The following is a 15983-nucleotide window of genomic DNA, read 5'->3' as shown; positions in this document are numbered from 1 at the left end:
CAAGACGTTGATTGTTCAGATCACACCACAAAAACAACGGGCACGACTTCCTCTTATTCCTCTCCATAGTCCTAACGGATACAGGATACGGTGACCTTCAAAAAGATCCCGGCAGAAGTCGAAGGTTATGAACTAGCGTTTTTCAATAGATACTATTTTCATTCAAACCACCCCCTTGCTCTATTTGCTCAATGGATTGTTACCTCTAACGCCCTTTGTTCACCAGTAAACCACTTCAGATGCTTACTGAGTGAAAATTGTTAATACTATAAACGCCAATTCATCCAATATATCACCACCAATCCGGAAAGTATTGATCCCTGAATACAAATTACTCAATCAACCAATAAAACCATTGGCAACACCAAGCAGGCATGAGCGCATTCGTACTATCAAATTCGCTTCGCTGCCTTTGTTGCTGACAGCAAAAAGCCCCACATAGCTCAGCTAAGCGGGGCGGGTGATGGGGAATGCCAATCATGACACACTTTGCTCTGTTTTCCACAAAATCAGCCATTCAGCACCGTAGAGCTCACTTTCTCCACAACATGTGGGAAAAGTGAGCTGCGCTTTGCTGATCTGTGGAGCGCTAGCTCAAATTCGTGGAGAACAGCTCATCTGAACAGTTGGAATCGACCTATCCTTCAATGGGCTGGGTGATGGGGATCATTCCAGTGAACGCTCCCTCAATCTCGAGGGAATTATTTTTACACGGATGAGAAGAAAGCTCTCAGCGGCATGCTTGGGAGATGGCAACGAACACTCAATAAAACCTAGCAACGGCTAAAGCTCAATGACTAGTTAGCCTCGGAATCATCTTAATGTTGAGAGCCAATATAAAATCCCTTCCCAATAGTCACTAATCACGGCAGTAGAGAATTATTGATCAGATAATACTTTCAACAGCGTATATCAATCAATATTTACACTAAAAGCAAAACTAACGGTCGGATCGAACAGCCTTTGAAGCACTGATAATGAGATTATTGGCTGGTAATTCTTGAACGTGCATATTTTTGAATTCAAGATCAAAACAAAGTTTCTCCACAGCTTCAAGATCACGTACCCCCCACAACAGATTGCGATCACGCAACGATTGATCAAAGGTCTCATTACTCAAACTCGTATGAGAGCCATTACGACGAAAAGGTCCGTAAAGAATCAAGCGACCTCCAATCGGAAGGTTTTCAGATGCCTTTTCAATTAACGATTTACAGCAGGTCCAAGGGGAAATATGAATCAGATTGATCGCAACAACAACTTTTAATTGAACTCTAATCTGTTTGGGAAGCGGCCAAGGCGAGTCAAGAACATCGAGGCATAAGGCTTGCGGCATCTGATCACTCAGACACTCATGCTCAATCCAAGCATTGATACTTTTGCAATGTTCTGGATCAGAATCACTGGCTTGCCACAAAATGCCAGGAAACCGTTGCTGAAAAGTAATGGCATGTTCACCACTTCCACTTGCAATTTCAAGGACAGCACCATGTTCAGGCAGAATTTCAGCAAGTGCATCTCCGATTGGGCCACGATTCCGTTCCGTTGCCGGGAAATAGAGACGATCTTGATCAGAAGGTAGAACCATCACTACAAACAGGTTGAGAAATTAAGTAGTTAAATTCAAAATGAAAAGATCAAGCTGTTATCTCATAATACAAATAACTTTCCTATATTAGCTCACCCCCATACGGCATGAATAGATCAATCCAACGCAGCTGAACCAGAAACCCGCTGGTGCTGCACCACTCTCTTCAAATTGCCAAATCAATAGAAACCACCGACTTAACATTCACCGCCGAATTGATGTTAATCACAGGCCAAGGAGATCGATCTGAACCATGCTCAGTGAACAGCACTTGTTCATCTGAGATAGAAGTGATCAGCAACGATGCAAGGAGCACATCGTCTCCTGCACTAGGGATTGGGATTGAAAACAGCCTAAAAGCCTCTCTAGCGTTCCAATGCTCTGCTACGGCTCTGTTTATGACATGAGCTGATGTCATGGAACACAAGCAGCAAAGCGGTAACCCTTATGCGAGGGCGTAATTTAGTTGGCAAAAATACGCCCCTGAGGGGCCTAGCAGCGATGCCCCATCCATCACGACTGGCTGCTCTACAGGCCATTCAACAACGCAAACCAATGGCTTGCGTCACAACTCCATCCCTGGAAGAGATCTGGGCCAGTGATGTCTTCACACTGGCGCGCATGAAAAATGCACTCCCCAAGGAAGCTTTCAAGGGGGTTCGTCGCGTGATCCGTGATGGAGGCAAATTGAACTTGGAGGTCGCTGACGCGGTTGCTCAGGCGATGAGGGATTGGGCCGTCAACAATGGTGCTCACTATTACGCTCACGTCTTCTACCCACTCACAAACTCAACGGCTGAGAAACACGACGGTTTTATTAGTCCTCAAAAGGATGGCCAAGCGATTCATGAATTTACGGGGAAACTTCTGATCCAGGGAGAGCCTGACGGAAGCTCCTTCCCCAATGGCGGGATCCGCTCCACATTCGAAGCCCGTGGATACACAGCTTGGGACATCACTAGCCCTGCATATTTGATGCGAACGCCCAATGGCATCACCCTATGCATCCCCACCGTATTTGTAAGTTGGACAGGGGAAGCTCTCGACAAGAAAACCCCACTCCTGCGCTCGAACGCAGCAATGGATCGCCAAGCGCAACGGTTGCTTCGTTTGCTTGGCAACAAGGACGTGGCTGCAGTGAACAGCTCTTGCGGCGCTGAACAGGAATATTTTCTGATCGATAGTCAATTTGCAACGCTCCGACCAGACCTCCTCCTCGCAGGCAGAACACTGTTCGGCGCTCCCTCACCCAAGGGGCAGCAATTTGACGATCATTACTTCGGTGCGATTCCTGAACGGGTTCAGGTTTATATGCAGGACGTTGAACACCAGCTGTACAGACTCGGAATTCCTGCAAAAACCCGACACAACGAAGTTGCTCCTGGACAGTTCGAAATCGCGCCAGTCCATGAAGCCGCCAACGTAGCGACCGATCATCAACAAATGATCATGACTGTGCTTCGCAGCACGGCAAAACGCCATGGGTTTATGTGCCTCATGCATGAAAAGCCATTCGCTGGCATCAATGGATCTGGCAAGCATGTGAACTGGTCAGTGGGCAACAGCACGCAGGGCAATCTTCTAGACCCTGGCTCAACTCCCCATGACAATCTCCAATTCCTCTTGTTCTGCGCCGCTGTGATCCGTGGCGTGCATTGCTACGGCCCGCTTTTAAGAGCAGTCGTTGCCACGGCAGGAAATGATCATCGATTAGGAGCCAATGAGGCTCCACCAGCGATCATCTCGATGTACCTGGGCAAACAACTGGAAGAAGTCTTCCAGCAGTTCCAGCGTGGCGAAGTGACCGGAAGCAGCACAGGAGATCTGATGCGTCTGGGTGTCGACAGCCTGCCTGAGTTCAAGAAGGATGCTGGTGATCGCAACCGAACATCGCCGTTTGCATTTACAGGCAACAGATTCGAATTCAGAGCTGTGGGATCTGGCCAATCAGTGGCTGGTCCATTGGTCGCGATGAATACCGTTCTCGCTGATTCACTGGAATGGATTAGCGATCAAATCGAGACACACTTGGCCTCAGGCCAATCCTTGGAACAGTGTGCAGCAGACGTCCTAAAGCAAGTGATGGACCAACACGGTGCAGCCGTCTTTGGAGGTGATGGATATTCCGATGCATGGCATCAGGAGGCCACCGAGCAACGGGGATTGGAAAACCTACGCAACACCGCCAACGCCCTTCCAGTGCTGCGCCGGGGTGACGTGAAGGAGCTATTTCAGCGACAAGCTGTGATCTCACCAGTGGAATTAGAAAGTCGCTACGAGGTGTACAGCGAGCAGTACACCCTTGCAGTAGAGGTTGAAGCCAAGGTTGCCCTGAACATTGTTCGGACACAAATCAGCCCCGCTGTTCAGAAACATCTGGGCTCATTGGCACGAAGTATTAGCCAACAACAAGCTGTAGGCCTGAACCCTGATCAACGAACTCTGCAATATGCGGCAGAGCTACAGCAACGGATGCAGGATCAAATCAATGCTCTCGACGATGAATTGCACCAGCTGCATCACGGCGACACCACTGCATCAATGAACCACGCAGCAAACGTTCTTCTGCCGCGTCTTCTGCAACTGCGGGATGTTGTGGATGGACTTGAAGGCCTCGTCGATGACGATCGTTGGCCGCTTCCTTCCTATCGGGAGATGTTGTTCGTCAGTTGAGCAAGGAGCCCGTCTTGGCATCAACCTGGAAACTTGTAGGTCGCAGCATGCTCTACGGCCTCTACTGATAGGTGCAGCCTTACCAATTTCTACAGCAGGGGAACAGTCCCATCCCACCCAATTGTGACCGTGGGACATGATCGAGGCAGGTGGCAAGCAAGTAGAACCCTAGACATTTGTCACTTGGTAAAAAATGCCACAACCTTGCTTGAAACAATCATGCTGAATGGAACAGCACGATAAAAGCTTTATGGGCTACGAACCTGGAAGTACCGATTGCCGGCTGTTGATTGATGCAAAGCACCATCTCGAGGAAGCACTGTTGACCTTATATGCGATGCCGCACACAGATCACATTCAAAGACAATTGAAAGCCGTCTACCGACAGCTTGAAGGAATGCATGATCTCAAACGAGCCGGCGGATCTCAGGTGTCGCTTCAGAGTGCCGATTGGTATTCAGAATCCACCAAATCATGAGACAGGGACGACCATTCAAAAGAATTCATGATTTCTCAACGCTGATCGGCCAGAATTGAAGGGAATCAACCCCTCGTTGCATGTTTGAGAACCGCGATCGACCCGCCTGGGTGAACTGGCTGTTTCTTGCGATCTTTTTGTTCAGCTCATGGCAGCTCGCCGGATTTTGGTTTGAGCAGCTCCATGGCTAAAGACACAATTGCGGACAATCCTTGAGAAAAGACGTAAACATGATTATTAAAAATCAAACTTATTTTAGCCAGCGAATGAAAGATTAGGATCTAGATTTAACCATATAGAAAACAATTATAGGCTGAAACAAGTTAAAATTCGGTAAGCAGAAAAAAGGAAGAGCCCCGACAATGTGGAAACTAACTCTCCTGGCAAAGAATTATGAGTCTACAAAATCTCACCATTCCATAGCTCGCGAAAATATTTACAGTTTTTTCTCCCTTTTAATAGCTCCTCGAGCAATCTTCATGCTTCCCATCATTTCAAGAGCCAACGGCTGTGTATGGTTGAACCATCGCTCAATGGCTTCAAGCTCTTCCTCCTGATACTTCCCAAGCAACTCAACAAGACGAAGATCCATCTGTTCCCCTAAGATTTAACTTAAAAATTTTAGTTGTTAAAAAAAGTGTATCGGCAAAAAACATCACAATCAAGAGTGATATATGAAATCAAGGCCTGTATCTAAGCTAGAGGCCCAAAGCCGTGCATGAGCACAGCAAGCCTGAGGCAAGAGCAAAGTTACTGAAAATGACACTCCCACGAAATTTCAATCGATTATAATCACGGAAGATCAATATCTAAAAGACTTCACTTTCTCTATCCTGCCTCTCATTCCATAAGCATCCTTCCAAACCCGATCTTGAATTAGCTTATTTTCATAGCCCTCAAATAGCTGTTCTTTTGGCTCATACTCGCACATACGTGAATGAACTTTAATTCCTTTTGTAGGTTGGTTATCAAAAAAAATTTCACTAATTGATTCCATCACAGCGCTAAACCGCTCAGAAAGCCGTGAGTTGCTTAGAAATTACTTAATCTTCTCGAACTGCTGGATGTTTGAACAAATCAACAAATTTGTTTGTTGAAACAAAAACCCTACTCGTGTTAAGGCTCACACAATCTCCAGAGATCCTTGACGCCTGCTTGAAATCCAACAATAAGATTCACTTGTAAAATAAATAGAAAAGGGTTAAAGGGCCAGAAGCTTATTAATCACTTGCTTGATCATAGGGATAATGATTAGGAACAAAAAACTGTTCATTAATCGGTGGTCTATTATAAGAACCCTGTTTTGGCCTTGGTGGTAGTTCAATCGCTGGTGGCGTCATATCTTCCCATGGCACCTTGCTAAGAACATGCCTTAAACAATTAAGTCTTGCTCGCCTCTTATCGTCGGCTTCTACGGTGAACCATGGCGCTTCCGGGATATTGGTGCTGGCAAACATCACATCCTTTGCCTCAGAAAACTCGACCCAACGATTGCGTGCTTCAAGGTCCATCGGACTGAGCTTCCAACGCCGGGTTGGATCATCAATGCGGGATTGAAAGCGTTCCTCTTGTTCCGTATCACTCACGGAGAACCAATACTTCAACAACAACACGCCACTGCGAACCAACATTCGCTCGAACTGAGGACAATCCTCAAGGAAGGCTTCAACCTCATTAGGGGTACAAAACCCCATCACCCTCTCCACACCAGCACGGTTATACCAGCTGCGGTCAAACACCACAATTTCACCAGCAGCTGGAAAATGTTCCACATAGCGCTGGAAATACCACTGCGTTTTCTGCTGATCAGAAGGGGTTCCCAAAGCAACTACTCGGGCGCCACGGGGATTCAAAGGTTCGGTTAAACGTTTAATCGTGCCTCCCTTACCAGCTGCATCCCGTCCCTCAAACAGGATGATCATGCGGAAGCCCTTTTCCTTAATCCAGTACTGCATTTTGACGAGTTGTGTCTGGAGCATTTCCAGTTCAGACTCATAGATTTTTTTCTTGAGTCGTTCGGCCCGGGCCAAGCTGTTGGGCTCTCCTCCATCAAGTACAGGCATCTCCTGATCAGATAGGGACTTGGACGCATTGGGTTGGGCTGTGTCTTTGCTGTTGCCGTTGTGTTTTGACTTTTTGTTTTCCTTATGACCCATAACAAAGTGATCAGCACCATCCCATTGGTGCCTCCCAAAACAAAAAAAGGAGCAGGGCTTCAGCTTTTCGAAACGTTCTCTACCAAGAGTTCCATCGGAAATGACAAACGAATAGCGAAGCGCCCTGGAACCTTCAAGTCATTCCAATCCTCGGCATAACGGCAATCGAGGTGGCCACCATGGAGACGCGCCACATGCGCAACAATGGCTAACCCCAATCCACAGTGGCCCTGTCCTCCACGCGAAGAGTCGAGGCGGTGAAACGGTTGAAGGGCCTGCTCAAACAAACGCTGAGGCATGCCATCACCCTGATCCCAAACCTCAATCGAGCACTGATCAGCAGTGCGCAGCAACCTCAACACCACAGGGGCTTGTCCATAGGTGAACGCGTTGTCAATCAAGTTGGCAACAGCTCGACTCAGGGCAACTGGCTTGACCATGACCTCCAATGTGTCCAACTGAAGCTGCAGTTGATCGGCGGGATGACTGCTCGCCACCTCTGCCAGCAGTTGATCCAAAGGAACGGGCACAGAGAGTTCTTCATCACCGCCACCTGCAAACAACAGGAACTGACCTGTGATTCGTTCCAGAGACTGCAAGTCACCGGCACAACGTTCGCGTTCTTTTGCGCTGAGTTGAGGTAAGGACAAACGAAACTGCAGCCGAGTAATGGGTGCGCGTAAGTCATGGGCTATTCCAGCGAGCATGGTGGCTCTTTCGTTTCGATTGGCGGCCAAACGTTTCACCATTGCATTGAAACGGCGCGTAAGGCGCTGAACCTCCGGAGCCCCACGAGCAGGAACAGCATCAGGGTCGATTCCGTCCCCAACCCGTGACAAGGCCTTTTCCAATCCTCGTAACGGGGCCTCCACCTCCACAAGGAGGAACAGGCCGCCACAAATCATGCCAGCCCCAACCAGTGATAACCCCAACAACGTGGGTTCAGGCGGCCAGCTCATCGGGGCACGCACATTCACGCGCAGCCAAATCGGTTCCAGCGGTGAGATCAGCTCAATCCAAATTCCGCGTTCGCCCTCGTGATCTTGATCCGCCACGACCATCGGACAATGGGAGAGGCGCTCACAAAGCTGCGTCTGAAGCGCTTTCGCCTGGCGTTGAAAGCCTGCGGAAGGAAGCTTTTGAACCGGTTTGGGGTGGACCGCAACGGTGAGATCAAGACCGGTGAGTTCAGTGACCAAATGGGGTGGATAGCGCTCTAGAGCCAACTCCGTGAGCCTTACATTGAGCGCCAAATCACGGCCAAGCTGCACCGTCTGAAGCTGCTCAAGCTGCTGTCCAAACAACACCTGTAAAACCAACAAGCAAAATGCCCAACTGCCAAGAGCCAGGCCACTCCAACCGAATAAAGTTCGCAATCGAACTTGCCAAACCCGTGGGCTCATTCCAGCCCTCAACGCGAACGAGGTTGTCCATCAGGAACGAAGACGTAGCCGTATCCCCATACCGTTTGGATGTAGCGAGGTCGCGCAGGATCGGGTTCAACCAGCTTGCGCACCCGCGAAACTTGCACGTCCATGCTGCGACTATCCGTATCAGACCCTGGTCCGCGAGCTAGCTCGATGAGCCGTTCTCTGGACAGAGGTCGGTGGGGATGCTGCACGAAAGCTGCCAACAAGCTGAACTCACCGCTGGTAATAACGACAGGCGTACCGTCGCGAAACAGGGTTCTGGCGGAAAGATCAAATTGATTCTCTCCGAACGTCACATCACCGCCTTCAGCAAGGGGAGTGCCAGCAGGAATCGAGCTACGCCTTCTAAGCACTGCTTCGATGCGTGCTGACAACTCACGGGGAAGAAACGGCTTAGCGAGATAGTCATCAGCCCCTTGCTCTAAACCAATAATGCGGTCAACTCCATCTGCTCTGGCCGTCAACATGACCACGGGTAGATCGTCACCAGCATCTCGCAAGCGACGTAACGCTGTGAGGCCATCATCTCCAGGCATCATCAAGTCGAGCACGATCAAGTCTGGGCGCTGAAATTCCAGCCTTGCCTCAAGCTGCTTGACATCACTAAGACAACGAACGTCATAGCCCTGATCGATCAAGTAGGTGCCCACCATCTGACGAAGCTCCGGATCGTCATCCACGACCCAAATCATCGAAGCTTTTTTGGGAGGCGAATTCGAAGCGGTGCCAGAAGGTTGGGTCATCGCCACAGCAATTGAATGCTCCGATCGTATGGAGCATCAAGCAAACTGTCTCGCGGAGGTGGACCATGTCACAGTTAATTGACGATCTGTCATCACGCAGACATCTCTTGACCAATCACACTCCATAGTCTTCTGTGATGGAAAAGTGGGTCACTTTCACACTCGTTGCACTGGGGACAGGTGTCCTGCTGCCAGACCAAGGTGTGCAAGCCAACCCTGTGCGTCATTACGGCACCCGGATGGAGGCGTTATTCGTTCGAATGGATGTCAATCGTGATGGACGTTTGGAGAGAAGAGAAGTCATTGGCAAGCCGTACCTCGAACGGCAACTACAACGGAATCCAAGCCGCAAATATTTATTGATTGAGGACATCAGGCCCGCTGCTAAATACCCAAGCGGGCTGAGATTGCAAAAACGATTTCAACAAGCCGATCGAAATTTCGATGGCCAACTGGATCCCAAGGAGGTGGCATCACTTCCCTGGCTTCAGCGCAATTTCAAAAGCCTGGATCTCAATGGCGACGGCGGCCTAACCATGAACGAACTTTGGATGATGCAGCGTTCACTCGCCCCGCGTCCACGATCACGTTGAGGCAAGGCTTCATTAGCAATTTGCTTACAGCCGGCGCTGGCGAGCCGAACGAGAGCTTCCTGTCGGAGCGTTTGGAGATTGAAGCGCTTGTCGACGCGCTAATGGTCGAAAAACAACAGCAAACGTGCGAACTAATCGAATCAAACCTGAGAGAAGCGCCAACAGACCCAACACGAGAAGTGCTGCAATCAAAATCACTGCTGACAAACCAAGAAACGCTTCCAACAATTGGCTGAGGCCGCGAATCAAATCAGCAATCGCTTCACTCACAACAACGATTGCATCGACCTTTGTCGGCAACCAGCTCAAACTGGCGAGCAGGCCAGTCCCTAGAAGTAATAGAAGAACTGACTCCAACAACATCCGCCAAACAGGCAACCGCTTGGATTGTCGTTTGCGTTGACTGAAAAGGCGACGTTCTCTCTGAGTGCGAGGCAGACGGGGGATGTTCTTCGGGGTCATGACACTAATGACAACTTCAGGCGACGCATCCAGCGCTCAAATTCAATGAGAACCAACTCATTCGGGCAGTCGATCAAACTGAGATCTCCAACCGTGCAGTCTCCATAACCACTGTGATGAAGGGTGAGTTGATAATCAGAGCCACTCAAGCCACAAACCTCTGGATCGCTGCGCACAACAACATCCAGTGAAGCTCCAATCCTTGCGACACGACGTCTCAGATCAGACCAACTGGAGGACATTAAAAACAAGCAGTCAAGGCCAATATATGGGCGAAAACCGCGACAGGCTCAACGCGATGGATCGGCTTGTGAAGGATCGCTAACCGGGTCTGTACTAGGAGCCTCTACAGAGTCAGTAGGAGCCTTGTTCTCTTGGCTGGGCAATGGAACAACCATGGCCATGACCCCAACCACAACAAGTGCAACTCCACCAAACACAGGTGCAGCTAAACGACGAACCAGCGGGACCCGCTCCACTAATTCACGACGACTCAAGGGGTGATTGATGATCTCGGGCCAAGGAATGGCCACGCGATCGTCAGAACAAAGAGCATCTAAACAACGCAAAAGATCAGCCAGATCAGCATCATCCAACTTGATTTCCAAAGGGGGAACATCGGGCTGACTGCTCGTGAGTTCCAGCTGATGTCCACCATCCACAGGGCGAATGCTCACTGGATGATGAGACCATCCTTCAGGCCGTGAAACTCCTGATATTTGATGGCGTGCATAGGGAAAGACAACAGCCATCAACGCTTCGAGGTGATCGCGTTTCCCCTCCAATTCAGGAGCACCGACCAATTGAAGACGCCAAGCAGACAAGATCCCAATCACGCTGTCGCCATGTCCAGACGAAAAGTCAGGAAGTCCATCCACCTCAAGCCTGGCGGCCGTTTGGTCATAGCGATAAGAGAGTTTGAGCATCGAGATCATCAGGGTGTTGGGTCAAGAAGACTGGCCCGAAGCCGATCCACTCCTCCGGGACCTGCAGCAAGCGCCAGGGTCAAAACAAGCTGTCGTTGAATCGACTCAGAATGATCAGTGCTGAGCAAGCGTTGAACAGCACCCCGGCGGAGATTGAAGCGCTCAGCAATCAAATCCCTCAGGCGTTGGTCCACTAAGGCCCAGCGCTGCTTGCTGAGATCAGCGGGTTCACGACTTGACAGAAGTTGGTGAAGCATCGGATAAAGCCGATCAGCCATGGCACAGAGAAGCCTGATAAGAGCTTCTGTTTCAGCCGAACCAAGTCTTCCACGACGCGTAGAGCGTCGAAGCGGATTGTGACATCGACGCTTCCAAAGCTCCACCCGATTAGGGAACAGACTTTCGAAGCCGAGTTGTTGGGTGGCCCAAAGCATGGCCTCCCCACCATTGAAATCCAAAGACTCCACAGTGAGCAACAAGAGATCGAGACGCTCCATCCCACGACGACCAAGCACAGCTGCTGGAAAAGACGCTTCTTGGAGAGGAGTGACTGTTGCTTCAGTCATAGGTGGGTGGCGTACCGATTCGAGTCATACCGCTTCGATTTCAATCAAGACAGACTGGGTGCAGTGCTAACACACGATCAGAAAAGCCGGGCAACAGCTTCCTCATCAGCAACCAGAAATGTTTGACCTTATCGAGACAATCCAACTCTAAGGCTTTAAACAATTCTTTCAAGGGAATGGTAGCAACAGCTTGAATTGACACAAGATCCCAGCCAAACAAAAAAAACGAAAGAGCAAAGCAGGAGAAGATTCTTACCTCCAAAATCTTGCTAGCCAATCACTAACACGCTGTGAAAATTAAACAGCAATCACGCAACAAAGAAGCAGCAAAGCTCCTTCAATTGACTCCCTAAAAAGCGAAAGGTCTACACTCATCAACAAGGAGACTCGAGCTGAGTGGAAACAATTAAAACAATTAAATTGCATATTGAAACTAATATTCTAAACCAAAAGATGCTTTAGCATTTGCTGATAATATAAAAATGAGAACAATTTTCAAGCTTCTCATGTTTTTGCCCTATTCATTCGGAGCGGATCAGCAACCAAAACTGCTCAAGGCGCAAGAGAAATCAAGCTCATCCATGGCCATATCTGCGATGATTGCCTGCAAGTTTCACCAGAACGCGTCCTTGGATCTTCGTCACTACGTTCAAGATATTCAAGACTTTCCAAAACCAGGAATTCTCTTTCGTGACATATCGCCAATGTTGCGTGACCCCGTGGGTTGGGCCGATGTCATGAATCGTCTTGGATCGCTGTGCGATTCGTTGAAGCCAGACCTCATTGTGGGTATTGAAGCCAGGGGCTTCATTGTGGGGATGGGTCTGGCAACGCAGAAGAAGCTGGGATTTGTTCCAGTACGCAAGCCAGGAAAACTCCCTGGGAAGGTGTATGGAATTGATTACGCCCTGGAGTACGGAACTGATCGTCTCGAGATTCACGCAGATGCCATGAGAGACCAACCGAAAATTTTGGTTGTTGATGACCTCCTAGCAACAGGCGGTACTGCCTCGGCCACGGCCGATTTAGTCAAGAAGGCTGGCGGTCAATTGGTTGGTTGCGCCTTCATCGTGGAACTCACAGCTTTAGGAGGACGCGAGCGTCTTCCAGACGACATCCACGTTGAATCTTTGATTCACTACTCCTGAGCTTGCTGCCAGTCCAAAACATCTTGGTAACCCTGCAAACTGAGCAGTCCAAAACTCCAGAGCACCACTGGCAAGGGGGCCTGTTCCAATTCGGCTTGGCGCAGGCCAAGATTGATGGCACTCGTACTCAATCCAAGTTTGCCCTGCAAGTAGGCAAGCAACGCAGCGGATGGCTTGGGTTGCGGGTCACTACTAATGACCATCAAAACCAATCAATGGCACTCAGTTTGGCAAGTTGTGCAGAAGAGTGCTTGGTCCATCCGACATCGCCTGAAGAGAAACACGGCGAAACAAGGGAGAGTGCTTGAGCATGAAGAGACCGAGTCGTCGGACGATCAGAAGTGCTGACTGACGGTTGGAGAACAAACGAACGAGAAGATCTGTGGCAAGGCCAACGGTAATCAGATCAAAAAAGCGGAGCCTGGTGTAATTGCCTGGCACAGCTTTTAGCCCACGCCGAACACAGGAAGCAGACGTCATCAACTGAAGGAGAGTTTCAGTATCTCGCCAACAAAGATTGAGCCCTTGCCCCCCTACAGGGTGACAACGATGACCAGATTCACCAACGAGAACAACATTATCTCGATGCAGTTTTGGCGCAAAACTAATTTCTAAGGGGAAAGCAGCGGGTGAATCGAGCAACGAATCTGGCTCAAGACCATGGGGAAGAATTGTGCAAAGCTCATCAAGAAAGGCCGATGTGTCAAGACCAGCTAACTGGCGACATCGATCAAAAGGAGCACTCCATACAACTTGAAAATCATTATTGCCCAGAGGAAGTATGGCTAACGGACCTTCTGGCCTAAAACATTCGAAAGCTTTTTCTGAATCGATATCACGAAAACGAACTTTTGCAGTCAAGCAGCCCTGCGCATAAGAGTGAGACCACCAAGGTAATCTGAACTGTGTTCGCGTCGGTGAGCGAGGGCCATCCGCTGCGATCACCAAACCAAAATCATGACTAAAAAAAGCTGATTGATTGGCCGCTTCGCCGAGAAAAAGTTTAACGTTATTAGAACTCTCTAGATGGCTCATCAAGAGCTTCATCAAAGCACAATGATCCAAAATCCATCCAACAGATTGTGATGGTCTATTTGCTGAATGAAGATCTAATTCTGTAAAATTTACAGATTGGTCAATACCACGATCTTCAAGACTCAAGGTCTTAAAGGGTGATAAATAAGGCAACAACTCATCCCAAAGGCCTAATCGCGTTAGGAATCTTCTTGAAGATTGAGTTAAAGCATAGGCCCGACTGCGAGAACAGATTTGGTCCGCACTCAGTGGGTCAAAGAGATGAATTGAATAACCAAAATTTGCAAGCCCAAAGGCAAGCAAACTTCCAGTTGGACCGGCTCCATTGATCCGAATCGGAGCTAAGTAGCCGGTCATCACTGAGATCAGCCGATGCCGAGAAGTCCACGGGTGAAGGCTTCACCACCCATGGCCAATTCAGTTGCAAGCAAGGCGATAAAACCGAGCATGGCCATACGACCGTTCAGCTTTTCTGCGCGATCATGGAAACCCCAACCGCTCTCAACGTCCACAACTTCCATGCGTGGCTCTGTTGCGAACGCGTTGAGACGGCCGCCGTCTTCTGTGGTCACAGTTGCGCCACGGATGGTTGCTGCGTTTGTAGAAGCTTGAGTCATGGAGAACCTGACGGTGTTTAAGAAGTGTAACCCATTTGTGAAGAAACTTTACGCAAGCGCATTCGGCAGAGGTCTTCGAACGCAGGTCGAAGCAGATATGGGTACTCTCCAATCCAGATCCGAAGGCTGGGAAGCCAAGCATCGGTTAGAGCGCCCAATCTCGAAAAATCGTTGCGGTCGCTCAGCACCACACAACGGATCAACACTCCGGTGCGAATCGATGCATGCTGCTTGGTCATCGGGAAGGAGATCCGTCCGAGATAGCCATCCTCATCAGCCAGCTCAAGCACCATCCACGTCCGTCGGTTTTCAATCAATTCGAGCTGGCCGCGATCATCAGCCTGCTCCCTTTGATTTTCAACTCGCTCCTGCCGAGAGGCCTTAACAATCTCCCCTTCAAAAAGAGCCGCCGAAGGATACCGGCGCAAAACGGCGTTTTTTTGACCGGCTTCCAGAATCGGCCCCCACAGCACATAGAGCAAAAACACAACTCCCATCAGCAGCAAAATCGAGCCCCAACGACTCGATAACTGGCTCTGACTGATCAAAAGAGTGATCACTCCCCCAATCGTGGCAATCAGCACACGCTGGAGAACTTTTCGAGGATTGCCAAGTGAAGCTTTGAATTGTTGACCAGTGGCAACAGCGGGAATCAACCGATGCAACTCACCAGGACGAAGCGGAATCAACATCGTGCCAACCTCTCAAAGAAGACGCTCGAGGCCATAGACCAGTGCCTGCAACTGTCGAACCTTACGGACGCAAAGCAACACGCCTGGCATATAGGCAGCCCGATCAATCGTGTCGTGCCGCAGGGTGTAGGTCTCACCAGGGGAGCCAAACATCACTTCCTGATGAGCCACTAGGCCAGGCAATCTCAAAGAATGCAACCGCAGTCCACTCGGACGCTGCCCACCACGGCTTCCAGCAAGAGATTCATGCTCATCCACTTCTGATTCATTGAATTGTTTGCCTAGCTCCTCCATCAGTTCGGCTGTTTTGATGCAGGTTCCACTCGGAGCATCGGCCTTGCGGTTGTGATGGAGCTCGGTCAGCTCGGCATGGTCATAAAACCGAGCAGCAGCGGCAGCCGCCTGCTGAAGCAACACCATCCCCACCGAAAAGTTGGGAATCACAGCCCCACCAATGGATGCCTTGTCGGAAAAGGATTGAAGGTCAACGAGTTGGGCGGGTGAAAGCCCCGTGGTCCCAATCACGGGATGCACTCCGTAGGCAATCGCAGCTCTGGTATTGGCATACACCACAGATGGATGGGTGAAATCCACCATGACGGCTCCTTTCCCTGGCCCTGCATCACGAACGGCCTGACTCGAAGCGCACAAGCAGCCTTCTAGATCAGCAGTTACAGCCACCTCAAGGGCATGAAGCCCCAGTAATTCACCGACGTCTTGGCCTTCTTTGCCGGGCGTGTTGTCCACGGCACCCACCAAATGGCAATCAGGAGCCGCTTGCACAGCTCGAATCACTTCAGCACCCATTCGACCCAGCGCACCGGTCACCACAACGGGTATCGAGCCGGTCTGGATGTCGCTCATGAAGGTGTTGCA

General features: G+C 49.8%; 19 protein-coding genes. 4 read left to right on the top strand and 15 right to left on the bottom strand.

Features of this window, described 5'->3' with window-relative positions:
• Window positions 1-940: 940 nt before the first annotated feature.
• Complete coding sequence (locus SynPROS91_RS05230; RefSeq protein ID WP_186519003.1) at window positions 941-1588, bottom strand: DUF938 domain-containing protein; 648 nt, start codon at window positions 1586-1588, stop codon at window positions 941-943.
• Window positions 1589-2089: 501 nt separating this feature from the next.
• On the opposite strand from SynPROS91_RS05230, the gene SynPROS91_RS05225 reads away from it, so the two are divergent.
• Together SynPROS91_RS05225 and SynPROS91_RS05220 are read left to right on the top strand one after the other, a co-directional pair.
• Entirely contained in the window at window positions 2090-4261 is a 2172-nt protein-coding gene (locus SynPROS91_RS05225; RefSeq protein ID WP_186519492.1) for a glutamine synthetase III, read from the top strand.
• A 250-nt stretch (window positions 4262-4511) separates the two neighbouring features.
• Entirely contained in the window at window positions 4512-4739 is a 228-nt protein-coding gene (locus SynPROS91_RS05220; protein ID WP_186519490.1) for a hypothetical protein, read from the top strand.
• A gap of 436 nt (window positions 4740-5175) precedes the next feature.
• Here the strand turns inward: SynPROS91_RS05220 and SynPROS91_RS05215 are convergent, their stop codons facing one another.
• The 4 genes from SynPROS91_RS05215 to SynPROS91_RS05200 all read right to left on the bottom strand — a co-directional run bounded on the left by SynPROS91_RS05215 (window position 5176) and on the right by SynPROS91_RS05200 (window position 9017).
• On the bottom strand, window positions 5176-5331 hold the full coding sequence (locus tag SynPROS91_RS05215; RefSeq protein ID WP_186519001.1) for a hypothetical protein: 156 nt from the start codon (window positions 5329-5331) through the stop codon (window positions 5176-5178).
• Window positions 5332-5959: 628 nt separating this feature from the next.
• Window positions 5960-6802 carry a polyphosphate kinase 2 gene (gene ppk2 / locus SynPROS91_RS05210; protein ID WP_370586795.1) on the bottom strand — a complete coding sequence of 281 codons (843 nt, stop codon included), beginning with the start codon at window positions 6800-6802 and terminating at the stop codon, window positions 5960-5962.
• A 152-nt stretch (window positions 6803-6954) separates the two neighbouring features.
• Complete coding sequence (locus SynPROS91_RS05205) at window positions 6955-8298, bottom strand: ATP-binding protein (RefSeq protein ID WP_186518997.1); 1344 nt, start codon at window positions 8296-8298, stop codon at window positions 6955-6957.
• Between the two features lie 8 nt (window positions 8299-8306).
• Complete coding sequence (locus SynPROS91_RS05200) at window positions 8307-9017, bottom strand: response regulator (protein WP_186519489.1); 711 nt, start codon at window positions 9015-9017, stop codon at window positions 8307-8309.
• 188 nt (window positions 9018-9205) lie between these two features.
• On the opposite strand from SynPROS91_RS05200, the gene SynPROS91_RS05195 reads away from it, so the two are divergent.
• Window positions 9206-9661 carry an EF-hand domain-containing protein gene (locus SynPROS91_RS05195; protein ID WP_186518995.1) on the top strand — a complete coding sequence of 152 codons (456 nt, stop codon included), beginning with the start codon at window positions 9206-9208 and terminating at the stop codon, window positions 9659-9661.
• A 24-nt stretch (window positions 9662-9685) separates the two neighbouring features.
• Here the strand turns inward: SynPROS91_RS05195 and SynPROS91_RS05190 are convergent, their stop codons facing one another.
• From SynPROS91_RS05190 to SynPROS91_RS05170, 5 genes are read right to left on the bottom strand one after another with little or no spacing between them, the layout of a single operon-like run.
• The gene (locus tag SynPROS91_RS05190; RefSeq protein WP_186518993.1) at window positions 9686-10123 is read right to left on the bottom strand and encodes a hypothetical protein; all 438 of its coding nucleotides are present in this window, start codon (window positions 10121-10123) and stop codon (window positions 9686-9688) included.
• Window positions 10120-10365, bottom strand: coding sequence for a hypothetical protein (locus SynPROS91_RS05185; RefSeq protein ID WP_186518991.1), 246 nt, complete (start codon window positions 10363-10365; stop codon window positions 10120-10122). The genes SynPROS91_RS05190 and SynPROS91_RS05185 overlap by 4 nt, the downstream gene beginning before the upstream one ends.
• Window positions 10366-10413: 48 nt before the next feature.
• Window positions 10414-11049, bottom strand: a complete 636-nt coding sequence (locus SynPROS91_RS05180; protein WP_186518989.1) for a DUF4335 domain-containing protein — start codon at window positions 11047-11049, stop codon at window positions 10414-10416.
• Window positions 11050-11057: 8 nt separating this feature from the next.
• Window positions 11058-11615, bottom strand: coding sequence for a DUF3038 domain-containing protein (locus SynPROS91_RS05175; protein ID WP_186518987.1), 558 nt, complete (start codon window positions 11613-11615; stop codon window positions 11058-11060).
• A 40-nt stretch (window positions 11616-11655) separates the two neighbouring features.
• Window positions 11656-11892, bottom strand: coding sequence for a hypothetical protein (locus tag SynPROS91_RS05170; protein ID WP_186518985.1), 237 nt, complete (start codon window positions 11890-11892; stop codon window positions 11656-11658).
• A gap of 352 nt (window positions 11893-12244) precedes the next feature.
• Between SynPROS91_RS05170 and SynPROS91_RS05165 the strand changes: the two genes are divergently transcribed.
• On the top strand, window positions 12245-12763 hold the full coding sequence (locus SynPROS91_RS05165) for an adenine phosphoribosyltransferase (RefSeq protein ID WP_186519487.1): 519 nt from the start codon (window positions 12245-12247) through the stop codon (window positions 12761-12763).
• On the opposite strand, the gene SynPROS91_RS05160 is transcribed toward SynPROS91_RS05165, so the two are convergent.
• The 5 genes from SynPROS91_RS05160 to dapB are packed head-to-tail and all read right to left on the bottom strand — an operon-like array spanning window position 12754 to window position 15971.
• Window positions 12754-12966 (bottom strand): DUF2949 domain-containing protein, encoded by a 213-nt coding sequence (locus SynPROS91_RS05160; RefSeq protein ID WP_186518983.1) that lies wholly within the window; start codon window positions 12964-12966, stop codon window positions 12754-12756. The two genes, SynPROS91_RS05165 and SynPROS91_RS05160, sit on opposite strands and share 10 nt — an antisense overlap.
• Before the next feature lie 19 nt (window positions 12967-12985).
• The gene (locus tag SynPROS91_RS05155) at window positions 12986-14155 is read right to left on the bottom strand and encodes an FAD-dependent monooxygenase (RefSeq protein ID WP_186518981.1); all 1170 of its coding nucleotides are present in this window, start codon (window positions 14153-14155) and stop codon (window positions 12986-12988) included.
• Between the two features lie 8 nt (window positions 14156-14163).
• Window positions 14164-14415: a high light inducible protein gene (locus tag SynPROS91_RS05150; RefSeq protein ID WP_186518979.1), complete on the bottom strand. Its 252-nt coding sequence runs from the start codon at window positions 14413-14415 to the stop codon at window positions 14164-14166.
• Window positions 14416-14432: 17 nt separating this feature from the next.
• Window positions 14433-15107 (bottom strand): hypothetical protein, encoded by a 675-nt coding sequence (locus SynPROS91_RS05145; RefSeq protein ID WP_186518977.1) that lies wholly within the window; start codon window positions 15105-15107, stop codon window positions 14433-14435.
• 12 nt (window positions 15108-15119) lie between these two features.
• Window positions 15120-15971: a 4-hydroxy-tetrahydrodipicolinate reductase gene (dapB, locus tag SynPROS91_RS05140; RefSeq protein WP_186518975.1), complete on the bottom strand. Its 852-nt coding sequence runs from the start codon at window positions 15969-15971 to the stop codon at window positions 15120-15122.
• Window positions 15972-15983: the final 12 nt, after the last annotated feature.

This window comes from Synechococcus sp. PROS-9-1 (assembly GCF_014279775.1).
GTDB lineage: Bacteria > Cyanobacteriota > Cyanobacteriia > PCC-6307 > Cyanobiaceae > Synechococcus_C.
This window is presented reverse-complemented; position numbering and strand designations above follow the sequence as displayed.